Below are 12,129 nucleotides of genomic sequence, written 5' to 3' on the forward strand. Positions count from 1 at the left end.
ATGCCGCCATGACGACAGTGGTGCCTGATCGGCTGCGCGACGACCCGGACTTCCGGCGGTACTGGACCGCCCGCGCGTTGTCGATCACCGGGTCGATGGTCACAGCGATCGCACTCCCGGTGCTCGTCTACCGGCTGAGTGGTTCGACCGTCCTGACCGCGCTGGTGACAGCGCTGGAGTCGGCGCCATACCTGCTGACCGGACTGTTCGCGGGTGCGCTGGCAGACCGTTGGAACCGGCGGCGCGTGATGATCACCGCGGACTGCGTCAACGCCGTACTCGTCGGCTCGGTGCCGGTTGCGCATCTGCTTGGCGTGCTGTCGATCGCGCACGTGCTAGTGGTCGCGTTCACCGTTCAATCCGTCTATACGTTCTTCGACGGCGCGAACTTCGGCGCACTGCCGGTCCTGGTCGGCCGGGCCCGGGTAGCGCAGGCAAACTCCGCAGTCTGGACGGCGTCGAGCCTGATCGAGCTGTTCGTCCCGCCACTGACCGGTCTGACCCTCGCCGTACTCGATCCGGCCAGTCTGCTCACGCTGGACGCGCTCAGCTTCGCAGCGTCCGCGTTCGCAGTCCGGGGGATCGTGCGGGCGATGTCCGAGTCCCGGGCGGGTCAGCCACCGCTCCGGCCGCGGGTAGTACTGACCGACATCGGTGACGGACTGCGGTATCTGATCCACCACGCCGGCGTACGGACCATGACGATCGTCGGCAGCGTCCAGTCGTTCGCCGGCGGTGGATTCATGGCGCTGATCGTGGTCTGGTGCGACCGCGTCCTCCACATCGGTACGTCGGGACTCCGGTTCGGACTGGTCTGGGGGACCTGGGGCATCGGCGGACTGATCGCCGCACTCAGTCTGCCCCGGTTGCTGAAGCGGATGCCGCCCGCAGCGATCACGCTGTACGCACTGCCGGTCTCTGCGCTCCTGGGCGTGCTCACACCGCTGTCACCCGACTGGGTCGCCGCTGCGTTTGCAACGCTCGTCTGGGGTTCGGCGTACGTGCTGGTGATCGTCAACGCGATCTCGTACCGCCAGCAGGTGACTCCCGAGAAGCTGCTCGGCCGGGTCAACACAGCGGGCCGGATGCTGTCCTGGGGCGTCGGGTGGACGCTGGGCTCAGTGGTCGGCGGAGTGCTCGGCAACGCCTTCGGACCGCGCACCGGAATGGTGCTGATGGGGCTGTGCGGATGCGTCGGCGTGGTCTTCGCGTGGACCTCGCCGTTGCGCCGGATCGCGGCCGGACAGGACGCCGAGCTTTCCTGACCCGGCCCCGTTGCATACGAGTACGGCGTTCATCCGCTAGGTTCTGCGCGTGGGCGTACGGGTTCTCGGTCCTCGCGACCTCGCGGCGGCGCGCGCGGTCATCGCCCGCGATCCGGTGGTGAATGTGTTCGTCGACAGCCTGGTCCAGGCGTCCGGACTCGACCCGCGGCGCGGCGCCGAGGTCTGGGGGTACGTCGACAAGGGCGCGCTGGAGGCCCTGTGTCACGCCGGCGGAAACATGGTGCCGGTGGGCGCGGACGACGCGGCGCTGCGTGCGTTCGCGGCGTACGCGATGCGGCGCGGGCGGAACTGCTTCCAGATCCTCGGACAGGCTCGCGCGGTCGATCAGCTGTGGAGCATCCTCGAGCCGCACTGGGGTCCGGCCCGCGAGGTGCGGGACGACCAGCCGTTCATGGTGATCGAGGGATCGCCGCTGATCGCACCGGATCCGCTGGTCCGCGAGGTGGAGCCGGTCGAGCTTCCGATCCTGTATCCGGCGTGCGTCGCGATGTACACCGAGGAGGTCGGCGTACCGCCGCAGACCGGTCCGGACGGGACGTTCTACCGGTCGCGGGTCGCGGAGCTGATCCGGGCCGGCCGCGCGTTCGCGCGGATCGAGGACGGCCGGGTGGTGTTCAAGGCCGAGGTCGGCTCGGTCGGCTCGGGCGTGTGCCAGATCCAGGGTGTGTGGGTCGATCCCGAGTACCGCGGTCGTGGGCTCGCTGCGCCCGGTATGGCGGCGGTGGTGGAGCTGGCCCGGCAGATCGCGCCCGTGGTCACGCTGTACGTCAACGCCTTCAACCTGCCGGCGCGCGCGGCGTACGAGCGGGTCGGCTTCCGCACGATCGAGACCTTCGCGACGATTCTGTTCTGATACTGCTTACTCTCCGTGATCCGGAGCCGGCGGTTGTCGGGTTGGCTGATCGGCATGCGAAGGCCGGCGGCTCTTCTGTGCACCTTTGCCCTGATGTTGCTGTCCTCGACGGCCTACTCGGCGCCCAACTTGGCGGCCGGCGCGACGTACTACGGGGGGTACCACACCGTCGTCGGCCACGAGCAGCACAACGCGGCCGTCGCCGCGGCACATCCGGAGCTGGTGAAGCTGTACGACATCGGCGACTCGTGGACGAAGGCGCAGGGACAGGGCGGGCACGACATCCAGGCCCTGTGCATCACGAAGCTCGCGCCCGACGACTGCGCCCTGAACAGCACCGGGAAGAAGCCCAAGTTCGTCCTGCACGCGCAGATCCATGCGCGCGAAATCGCGACCGGCGAGATCGCGTACCAGTGGATCGACCTGCTCGTCTCGTCGCACGGCGTCGATCCCGAGATCACCGAGCTGCTCGACACCCGCGAGCTGTGGATCGTGCCGATCGCGAACCCGGACGGCGTCGACGTCGTCGCGTCGAACCCGGCGCGCCCGCTGCTGCAACGGAAGAACGTCGACGACAGCGCCGGCGAATGCCAGGCGGGCTACCCCGGAGTCGACCTGAACCGGAACTCGTCGTTCCGGTGGGACGCGAACCAAGGCGATCCGTGCACGGAGATGTACCCGGGTGCGAAGGCGGCATCCGAGCCGGAGACCGTGGCGATCCAGGGGTTTCTGGCCAAGATCTTCCCCGACACCAAAGGCGCTGTGGACGCTCCGGCCGCCGCGAGCACGACCGGCGTATTCGTGACGCTGCACAGCTACGGGAACGACATCCTGGCGCCATGGGGGTACACGAGGACGGCCGCTCCGGACCAGGCCGCGTTGGTGGCCCTGGGCAACAAGATGGGCGGTTTCACGGGTTATCCGGTGTTCACGGGGGACGGCGGGATCGGGTACCTGACACCGGGTTCGACCAGCGACTGGTTGTACGGGACGCGCGGCGTGCCGTCGTACACCTTCGAGATCGGGCCGAGGACGGGGTGGTGCGCCGGTTTCCTGCCGCCGTACTCGTGTATTGCCTCGACGTTCTGGCCGTTGCTGAAACCAGCGTTGGTTTATGCCGCGAAGGCCGCCGCGACGCCGTACGGGCAATTACCGTGATTACCGTCGGGTAAGCTCCGGCGCATGTCGCGGAGCAAGACGACCACCGGCCTGTCCGTTCTGTTCGGCGTGCTCGGATCGCTGCATTTCCTGAAGCCCGAGCCGTTCGAGCGGATTGTGCCGCACGCGCTGCCGCGCAAGAAGGAACTCGTCTACGCGTCCGGCGTGGCCGAACTGGCCTGCGCGGCGAGTCTGCTCCACCCGCGCACGCGGCGGTTGGCCGGACTGGTGAGCGCCGGCCTGCTGGTCGCCGTGTTCCCGGCGAACGTGCAGATGGCTGTCGACCTGCGATCCAAGGGCTCGCGGACGGCACAGGCGATCGCGTTCGCGCGGTTGCCGCTGCAGCTCCCGTTGATCAGATGGGCGCTCAAGGCGGCCCGCGAGTGACCTGTGGATAACGTGGTGAGACCATATCCGCCGGGCGGATATTCTCTGTGACGTCCCGTTGTCCACTTTTGCACGCTTGGAGACTCCCGTGATTTTGCGTATGTCGTCGCTGTTCCTCCGCACGCTTCGCGAGGACCCGGCGGACGCGGAGGTCCCGAGCCACAAGCTGCTCGTCCGCGCCGGGTACATCCGTCGCGCCGCGCCCGGCATCTACACCTGGCTGCCGCTGGGCCTGCGAGTGCTGCGCAACGTCGAGCGGATCGTCCGCGAGGAGATGGACGCGATCGGCGCGCAGGAGCTGGTCTTCCCGGCGCTGCTGCCCCGCGAGCCCTACGAGGCGACCGGCCGCTGGACGGAGTACGGGCCGAACATCTTCCGGCTGAAGGACCGCAAGGGCGCCGACATGCTGCTCGGTCCGACGCACGAGGAGATGTTCACGCTGGTCGTGAAGGACCTGTACTCGTCGTACAAGGACCTGCCGCTGTCGATCTACCAGATCCAGAACAAGTACCGCGACGAGGCGCGGCCGCGGGCCGGCGTGCTGCGCGGGCGTGAGTTCGTGATGAAGGACTCGTACTCGTTCGATGTCGACGACGACGGCCTCGCCGCGTCGTACGAGAAGCATCGCGAGGCCTACATCAAGATCTTCGACCGGCTCGGGTTCGACTACGTGATCGTGCAGGCCATGTCCGGCGCGATGGGCGGCTCGCGGTCGGAGGAGTTCCTCGCGATCGCGGAGAACGGCGAGGACACCTTCGTCCGCTCCCCGGGTGGGTACGCCGCCAACGTCGAGGCGGTCGTGGTGCCGCAGTCGCCGGCCGTCGACGCGTCCGGCGTACCGGCCGCGGAGGTCGTGGACACGCCGGACACGCCGACCATCGACACCCTGGTCGACGCGCTGAACGCGAAGCACCCGCGGACCGACGGCCGGGAGTGGAGCGCGGCCGACACGTTGAAGAACGTGCTCGTCATGCTCGTGCACCCGGACGGGACCCGGGAGCCGCTGGCGATCGGCGTGCCGGGGGACCGGGCGATCGACGAGAAGCGCCTGGGTGCGCAGGTGGAGCCGGCCGAGGTCGTGGCCTTCGAGGAGGCGGACTTCGAGAAGAACCCGTCGCTGGCGAAGGGCTACATCGGGCCCGGCGTGCTGGGGGCCGAGAACACGTCGAAGATCCGGTACCTGCTCGACCCGCGGGTGGCCGAGGGGTCGGCGTGGGTGACCGGCGCGGACAGGACGGGCTTCCACGTCATCAACCTGGTGCATGGTCGCGACTTCACCGCGGACGGCACGATCCAGGCCGCTGAGGTGCGCGACGGCGACCAGGCGCCGGACGGTTCGGGTCCGCTGGAAACGGCGCGCGGTATCGAGATGGGCCACATCTTCCAGCTCGGCCGCAAGTACGCCGACGCCCTCGACCTGAAGGTCCTCGACCAGAACGGCAAGCTCGTCACGGTCACCATGGGCTCATACGGTGTCGGCGTCACCCGGGCGGTGGCCGCGATCGCCGAGGGCAACCACGACGAGCTCGGTCTGGTCTGGCCGCGCGAGATCGCGCCGGCCGACGTCCACCTTGTTGCCACCGGCAAGGATTCCGAGGTCTTCGCGAAGGCGGCCGAGCTCGCGGCAGGGCTGGAGTCCCGCGGCCTGTCGGTCATCTACGACGACCGTGAGAAGGTCTCGCCGGGCGTGAAGTTCAAGGACGCCGAGCTGATCGGCGTGCCGACCATCGCGGTCGTCGGCAAGGGCCTTGCCGACGGCACCATCGAGGTCAAGGACCGCCGCTCCGGCGACCGCGCCGACGTACCGCTCGCCGACGTCGTCGACCACCTGGTCGCGGCCGTCCGCGGCTGACTTGCGTCGGGCCCCGCTCAGGCGGGGCCCGACCCAGCGGGTCCGCGGCCAATTCGCTCGACGCGCAAACAAACCGCCCGAGAAAGACGTGGCCCCGGCGACATGACCTGAGTCAGCGGTCCACCGGGGCTTTCGACACTCATGCTACCACCGAAAAGGAGCAAGTCTCTGTGGTGTCCACGGACCCCGCAAAGCCGCCGGTAGGGCCATGGGTCTTGCGATGGTTGAGTGCGGCGAGGCTTGCGAAGTACCGCAATGAGCCGGCCGGCGACCTGTCCCGTGCGCTGGCCTTGTATGAATGGAGTCTGGCAACGCGACCAGCTCGAACAGGCCTGTGAGCGGGTCGGCCCTACGGGCGCGCCAGGCAAGGTGATTGCCGAGCTTACCTTCGGCTTCTGGCGCTTTCTCAGCTCCTCGGCCCACGAAAAGTCGGTCTGGGTGCCTTATCTCCACCAGGCCTTTCCGGCTGGTACGGATCGGAAGCGGGACGTGGACAGCAAGGTTGCTGCTCTCCACCGCCTGCGCAACCGCGTCGCCCACCACGAGCCGTTGATCACCGAGAACCTTTCACGTGAGGCGGCCAAGGTGACTGCGCTCGGTGGCCTGATCGATCCCGACCTTGGCGAGTACTTGTCAGCGACCTCTGCGGTGCCCGCGCTCTTGAGGGAGCGGCCGGTGTAGCTCTCCCTGGTTCCACCCCATCGACCTGAAACTTCTTCGGTCGAGTGTGTCGAGGAACGCCGGTCGGCTCCGATCCCGGGGTGAGACGCCAGAGGGGGTGTCTCGGATCTAGGGAGTTGGCGATGACGGAATCTGTAGTAGTTGGCCGGGGGATCGGCGAGCTTCGCGGCGCTGTGCTGGGTGAGGTCCTCGTGGACGGAGACGCCGGGTACGCCGATGCCGGGCGGGTGATCATGGCCGAGGGCCGGCCGAGCGTGGTGGTGCGCTGTACGGGTGCCGCTGATGTGGTTGCTGCCTTGAGATACGCCGAGGCGCAGGACCTGCCCGTCGCCGTACGGAGCGGTGGGCACAACGCGGCCGGGTTCGGTACGAACGACGGCGGCGTGGTCATCGACGTACGGCCGATGGACGAGGTCAAGGTACTGGCGGACGACGTCGTTCGCGTAGGCGTCGGCGCGACCTGGGGAGACGTGGCCGCGCGACTTGGAGAGCTCGGGCTGGCGATCTCGTCGGGGGATACGGCGAGCGTCGGCGTCGGCGGGTTGATGGCCGGCGGCGGCATCGGCTGGATGGTCCGCAAGCACGGGCTGGCGATCGACAACGTGGTGTCGGCCCAGGTGGTCACCGCGGACGGTTCGGTACGCCGGGTCGACGCCGTGAACGAACCCGAGCTGTTCTGGGGACTGCGCGGCGCGGCGGGCAGTCTCGGCGTGGTCACGTCGTACGACATCACCGCCGTGCGACAGCCGACCGTGCACTTCGGCACCCTGTTGTATCCGTGGACCCAGACGGAGCAGGTGCTCAACAGCTGGGCGGAGTACGCAGCGCATGCGCCGGCTGAGGTCACGTCCTCGCTGCAGCTCGCGCCGACGATGATGGCAGATCGCCAGGTCCCCGTCGCCGTGATGGTGTGCGTCGCCGGAGACCCCGCGCTCCTCGAACCGCTGCGCAACCTCGGCACGTTGCTGACCGACAAGGTCGCCGAGGTGCCGTACGCCGAGGTGTTCTCAGACATGTCGATGCCCGCGGATTGGCGTCCGCGGATCCGCAACGGCCTCTTCGACATGTGGTGGCCCGATCTCACCGGCAGGCTGCTCGAGGCACGTCAGCAGCTGCCGGCGATGGCGATGGAGATCCGGGCGCTCGGTGGCGCGTTCGGTGCGATGCCGGCGGACGCGACCGCGTTCGCCCACCGCGACGCGCAGTTCATGGTCAACTCGGTGCTGATGGGAACGCGCGAAGCCCAAGGCTCGCAGCCCGCGGAGTTCGACGCCTTCTGGCAGACCCTGCGGCCGAACGGCGCGTACGTGAACTTCCTGTCCGACCCGACCGACGCGGACCTCGACAGCTGCTACCCGGAATCACACCGCGCCAGGCTTGCCGCACTCAAGCAGGCGGTCGATCCGGGGCACGTCTTCCGCAGCGCCTTGAGTGTGCCACCGCGGCCGGAGTGGACCGGCGGACGCCGTCATTTGATGAGGTGGGCGATGCGGTCGCGCAGATAGTTCTGCTCGGCCGTGTTCCGGGTGCGCTCCAACGCCGCGAGGTAGTTGGAGCGCGCCAGGTCCGGTCGGCCGGCGAGCTCGTGCAGGTGGGCGAGGACCGACAGGCGGCGATGGTGCTCGCCGAGGTACTTGTCGTCGGCCAGTCCTTCGACGATCGCGATGCCGGCCTCCGGGCCCTCGGTCATCGCGATCGCGACGGCCGCGCCGAGCCTCACCATCGGACTCGGGTCGACCTTCTCGAGGAGGCGATAGAGGCCGGCGATCTGTTCCCAGTCGGTGGTCTCGACCGAGTCGGCCTCGCTGTGCACGGCGGCGATCGCTGCTTCCAGCTGGTACGGGCCGACGGCGCCGGTGCGCAGCGTCTCCTCGACGATGCGTGTGCCCTGGGCGATCTCGTCGGCGTACCAGCGGGAGCGGTCCTGCCGATCGGCCGGGATCAGGTCGCCGCCGGGCCCGGTCCGTGCGTCGCGGCGGGCGTGGGTGAGGATCATCAACGCGAGCAGGCCGGCCACCTCTCCGGCTTCGCCGGTGGCCTGACACAGCAAGCGGGTGATCCGGAGCGCCTCCTCGGCGAGATCCACGCGCTGCAACGAATCGCCGGCGCTCGCGGTGTGGCCTTCGTTGAAGATCAGGTAGAGGACCTGCAGTACGGCGGCCAGCCGCTCGTCGTACTCCTCGGCCGTCGGGAGCTCGAACCGGGCATCCTTGATCAACCGCTTCGCCCGGCTGATGCGCTGTGCGACCGTGCTCTCGCTGACCAGCAGAGCGGCGGCCACCTCGGCCGTGGTGAGACCGCCGACCGAGCGCAAGGTCAGCGCGATCTGTGACGCGGGCGTCAGCGCGGGATGACAACACAGGACGAGGAGCCGGACCGTATCGTCGGCGTCCTCGTGGTACTCGTCAGGGTCGTACTGGTCGGCCGGCGCCCGCAGGAAGTCGTTCAGCTCGCGCTGCCGCCGCGCGTTGTCGCGTCGCCAGCCGTCCATCATCCGGCGGGATGCGACGCTGATCAGCCAACCGACCGGGTGCTCCGGTACGCCGTTCGCGCCCCACTGCACGAACGCGTCGACGAGCGCCTCCTGGACCGCGTCCTCGCACTGGTCGAACGCGTCGTACCGCCGGACGAGAACCGCCAGTGCCCGCGGCGCCGCCGCCCGAATCGCCGCTTCGAGCTCAGGCACCGCGGGATCGCTCACGATTCGCCGGGCCGTCCAGTCAGGAAACCGTCCAGCTGGGCCAGGAAGTCGTCCTGGTCGAGACGGATCTCGCGGAGCTCGACGCGACGGAAGTTCGCCAGCGGGATCCGCGCCGCGATCTCCAGCGCCCGCTCCACCGACTCGCAGTGCAGCACCATCGCGCCGGCCAGGAACTCCTTCGTCTCCAGCAGCGGACGGTCCGAGATCACCGGCGTGCCGGCGACCAGCTGGATGTCCTTCTCCTCACCGGGGTCCTTGAGTCCGAGGATCGATACCAGCTCCCCGGTGGCGAACAGCTCGCGCGCGGTCGCGGCGACCTCCTCGCCGCCGCCGGACATCTCGACCAGCTGCTGTTCGGTGAACTGCTTGAGCGCTTCGGTGTTGTTGTGGATCAGCAGTAGGAACTTCACGCCGCCATTCTCGCGGATCGGGTGTCATAGCTCTCACCGGGCAGCATAAGGGTCCGTAAGGGTTGAGTCGTACAACGCCCTTACCTGATCATCGGGTCCGTGAGGATCTGCCGCTGTGCCTGATATTTCGTTGTGGACGTTGTTGTTCCTGGTGATCGCCGCCTTTGCGGCGGGCTGGATCGATGCCGTGGTCGGCGGCGGAGGGCTACTGCAATTACCGGCGATGCTGCTCGGTCTGCCGAACGCTTCGCCGGCGCAGATCCTGTCGACGAACAAGATCTCGTCGCTGTGCGGTACGACGACCAGTGCCGTCACGTTCGGCGTGAAGGTCCGGCCGGACAAGAAGACCGTCCTGCCGCTCGCGATCCTCGCCGGGCTCGGCGCGGCGACCGGTGCGTTGGTCGCGACGAAGATCCCGATGTCGTGGTTCAAGCCGATCGTGCTGGTGCTGCTGATCGTGGTCGCGATCTACACCGCGATGAAGCCGTCACTCGGTGCACGGACCGCGCTGCGCTTCGACGGCCGCGACCACTACCTCGCGGCGAGTGGGGTCGGCGTACTCATCGGCTTCTACGACGGCGCGGTCGGACCGGGGACCGGCTCGTTCCTGATCTTCGCCCTCGTCGGTCTCCTCGGCTACAACTTCCTGCAGGCCAGCGCCAAGGCGAAGATCGCGAACGTCGCCACCAACCTCGGCGCGATCCTGGTCTTCGCCCTCCACGGCGCACCGCTGTGGGGCCTCGGCCTGATCATGGGCGCCGCCAACATGCTCGGCGGCCTCCTCGGCGCCCGGACGGCGGTAGCCCGTGGCAGCCGGTTCGTCCGGGTGATCTTCCTGGTCGTCGTGTCCGCCCTGATCCTGAGACTCGCGTACGACGTGTTCTTCGCACGGTAGGGTCTTGAGATGGTCGACTACAACGGTCGGATGGGCAGTGTGTACGTCGCGGGCCGTGGGATGCAGCCCGCAGAAGTACGCCGCTGGACCTCGGCGTTCGCGACGTATCTGCCGCAGCGGCGGCCGTTGGATGTGCTCGATCTCGGGAGTGGGACCGGTCGGCTGAGCCCGGGACTCGCCGAGGAGTTCCAGGGCCGGGTGTACGGCGTGGAGCCGTCCGACCGCATGCGTGCCGCGGCCCAGCAGCATCCGGCCGTGACCTATCTGAGCGGCAGCGCCGAGCAGATTCCGTTGCCTGAGGCATCGGTTGATGCGGTGCTGATGTTTCTGTCGTTCCATCATTTCCCCGATCAGCTACAGGCTCTGCGCGAGGTGCACCGGGTCCTGCGGCCCGGGGGAGTGGCGTTGCTGCGCAGCCAGTTCTCGGACGTGATGCCGGACCTGTTCTGGTACGAGTACTTCCCGTCCGCGCGGGCGGTCGACGCGGCGATGTACGTCTCGGTCGGGGAGGCGAAGGCGCTCGCGACCGAGGCAGGGTTGGTTCCGGACGAGGACGTCGTACGGATCACCGCCGAGGAGCCGCGGACTTTCAGTGAGAGCTACCAGCGGCTCAGTCATCGGGCGTTCTCGACGTTCGAGTACCTGCCGGAGGACGAAGTCGGGCCGGGGTTCGAGCGGTTCGCTGCGGATGCCGAGCAGGATCCGGACCGTTTGATGCCGGTGTACTCAGCGACAATGCTGGTTCTCAGGCGTCCCAGCTGACGCGCAGCGCGGACGGCTTACGGAAGACGAGACCTCTCGGAGCGGGTGAGTCCGCTGCGAGGCGGAGGCCGGGGAGCTGAAGGACGGCTTCCAGCGCCGTGAGCGTTTCGAGCCGGGTCAGGTGCATGCCGAGGCAGATGTGCGGTCCACTCGCGAAGGCGAGGTGCCGGCGCGCGTTGGATCGGCGTACGTCGAACGTATCGGGTGACTCGAACATCTCGGGATCGCGGCCGGCGCCGGCGAGGGAGACGGTCACCATGTCGCCGCGGCGGATCTGCGCGCCGGCGAGCTCGATGTCACGGGTGGCGTAGCGGTCGACCACCGCGGCGGCCGGCTCGAGGCGGAGTGACTCCTCCATGGCGTTGGGCAGGAGCGTCGGATCGGCGAGGACGAGGTCGAGCTGGTCGCGGTTGGTCAGGAGGTGCCAGAGGGCGTTGGTGATCATGCCCTCGGTGGTCTCGATACCGCCGAACATCAGTACGGCGGCGTTCGCGACGACCTCGTCGACGCCCAGCCCGGCCTGTGCGGCGGCCGCGATCAGCGAGTCCGACGAGTCGATGCCTGCGGCAACATGTTTGTGCAGCTCACCGAACGCGGCGGCGCCCTCGGCGGTCACCGGGTGGCCGGCGGAGACGCCCGATACGGACGCGGAGATCGCCGTGTACCAGTCGAGCACCGTCGAAGCCGACGCAGGCGGCAACCCGAGCGACAACGCGACCACCGCGACGGACAACGGCCCTGCAAGCGCGGTGCGGAGGTCCGCGGCCGGGGCGACACCGGCGCGATCGGACTGAAATGCGGCCATCAGCTCGTCGACGGTTTGCTGCACCGGGCCGACGAAGCGACGCCGGGTCTCGGCCAGCGTGAACGGGGACTCGAACGGATCCCGATGGGCCTTATGGCCGGCGCCGTCGAGCGAAAGCATCGACGGACCGACGACTTGTGCCGTCGAGAACCTCGAATCGTCGACCGTGAACGTCTCCGGATCGCGCAGGACCTTCAGCACCAGCGCACGGGAGGTGACCATCCAGGTGTTCAGCGCCTCGATCCACCCGATCGGCCGGATGGCGGCAAGCGTCGGATGCGGGTCGGTTTCGAGTTGCTCGACAGTCACCACCCGACCAGCGTAATGATAGGACCACTG

Annotated in this window: 12 protein-coding genes; 9 read left to right on the forward strand and 3 right to left on the reverse strand. The window is 68.4% G+C overall.

Features of this window, described 5'->3' with window-relative positions:
* The first annotated feature begins 8 nt into the window (after positions 1–8).
* The 7 genes from EV653_RS05450 (at position 9) to EV653_RS05480 (ending at position 7,722) form a co-directional block, all read left to right on the forward strand.
* Positions 9–1,265, forward strand: coding sequence for an MFS transporter (locus EV653_RS05450; RefSeq protein ID WP_166679292.1), 1,257 nt, complete (start codon positions 9–11; stop codon positions 1,263–1,265).
* Between the two features lie 49 nt (positions 1,266–1,314).
* Positions 1,315–2,139, forward strand: a complete 825-nt coding sequence (locus tag EV653_RS05455) for a GNAT family N-acetyltransferase (RefSeq protein WP_134098534.1) — start codon at positions 1,315–1,317, stop codon at positions 2,137–2,139.
* A gap of 93 nt (positions 2,140–2,232) precedes the next feature.
* Positions 2,233–3,297: a M14 family zinc carboxypeptidase gene (locus EV653_RS05460; RefSeq protein ID WP_238159579.1), complete on the forward strand. Its 1,065-nt coding sequence runs from the start codon at positions 2,233–2,235 to the stop codon at positions 3,295–3,297.
* A 24-nt stretch (positions 3,298–3,321) separates the two neighbouring features.
* Complete coding sequence (locus EV653_RS05465) at positions 3,322–3,684, forward strand: DoxX family protein (protein ID WP_134098538.1); 363 nt, start codon at positions 3,322–3,324, stop codon at positions 3,682–3,684.
* Positions 3,685–3,772: 88 nt separating this feature from the next.
* The gene (locus EV653_RS05470; RefSeq protein WP_134098540.1) at positions 3,773–5,536 is read left to right on the forward strand and encodes a proline--tRNA ligase; all 1,764 of its coding nucleotides are present in this window, start codon (positions 3,773–3,775) and stop codon (positions 5,534–5,536) included.
* A 294-nt stretch (positions 5,537–5,830) separates the two neighbouring features.
* A complete protein-coding gene (locus EV653_RS05475; RefSeq protein ID WP_134098542.1) occupies positions 5,831–6,217 on the forward strand; it encodes a hypothetical protein in 387 nt (128 codons plus the stop codon).
* 122 nt (positions 6,218–6,339) lie between these two features.
* Positions 6,340–7,722: an FAD-binding oxidoreductase gene (locus EV653_RS05480; RefSeq protein WP_134098544.1), complete on the forward strand. Its 1,383-nt coding sequence runs from the start codon at positions 6,340–6,342 to the stop codon at positions 7,720–7,722.
* Here EV653_RS05480 and EV653_RS05485 read toward each other — a convergent pair.
* Positions 7,686–8,903, reverse strand: a complete 1,218-nt coding sequence (locus EV653_RS05485; RefSeq protein ID WP_134098546.1) for an RNA polymerase sigma factor — start codon at positions 8,901–8,903, stop codon at positions 7,686–7,688. The two genes, EV653_RS05480 and EV653_RS05485, sit on opposite strands and share 37 nt — an antisense overlap.
* 11 nt (positions 8,904–8,914) lie before the next feature.
* Positions 8,915–9,328 (reverse strand): YciI family protein, encoded by a 414-nt coding sequence (locus EV653_RS05490; protein WP_134098548.1) that lies wholly within the window; start codon positions 9,326–9,328, stop codon positions 8,915–8,917.
* Between the two features lie 115 nt (positions 9,329–9,443).
* Between EV653_RS05490 and EV653_RS05495 the strand changes: the two genes are divergently transcribed.
* Entirely contained in the window at positions 9,444–10,223 is a 780-nt protein-coding gene (locus EV653_RS05495) for a sulfite exporter TauE/SafE family protein (protein WP_134098550.1), read from the forward strand.
* A 9-nt stretch (positions 10,224–10,232) separates the two neighbouring features.
* Complete coding sequence (locus EV653_RS05500; protein WP_134098552.1) at positions 10,233–10,985, forward strand: class I SAM-dependent methyltransferase; 753 nt, start codon at positions 10,233–10,235, stop codon at positions 10,983–10,985.
* On the opposite strand, the gene EV653_RS05505 is transcribed toward EV653_RS05500, so the two are convergent.
* Positions 10,969–12,102, reverse strand: coding sequence for a cytochrome P450 (locus EV653_RS05505; protein ID WP_202871492.1), 1,134 nt, complete (start codon positions 12,100–12,102; stop codon positions 10,969–10,971). The genes EV653_RS05500 and EV653_RS05505 overlap by 17 nt on opposite strands.
* Positions 12,103–12,129: the final 27 nt, after the last annotated feature.

The organism is Kribbella pratensis (assembly GCF_004365355.1).
Taxonomy (GTDB): domain Bacteria; phylum Actinomycetota; class Actinomycetes; order Propionibacteriales; family Kribbellaceae; genus Kribbella.

Coding starts and splice junctions, on each gene's coding strand:
- EV653_RS05450 (WP_166679292.1), top strand. CDS start 9: ATGACGACAGTGGTGCCTGATCGGCTGCGCGACGACCCGGACTTCCGG.
- EV653_RS05460 (WP_238159579.1), top strand. CDS start 2,233: ATGTTGCTGTCCTCGACGGCCTACTCGGCGCCCAACTTGGCGGCCGGC.
- EV653_RS05465 (WP_134098538.1), top strand. CDS start 3,322: ATGTCGCGGAGCAAGACGACCACCGGCCTGTCCGTTCTGTTCGGCGTG.
- EV653_RS05475 (WP_134098542.1), top strand. CDS start 5,831: ATGAATGGAGTCTGGCAACGCGACCAGCTCGAACAGGCCTGTGAGCGG.
- EV653_RS05480 (WP_134098544.1), top strand. CDS start 6,340: ATGACGGAATCTGTAGTAGTTGGCCGGGGGATCGGCGAGCTTCGCGGC.
- EV653_RS05500 (WP_134098552.1), top strand. CDS start 10,233: ATGGTCGACTACAACGGTCGGATGGGCAGTGTGTACGTCGCGGGCCGT.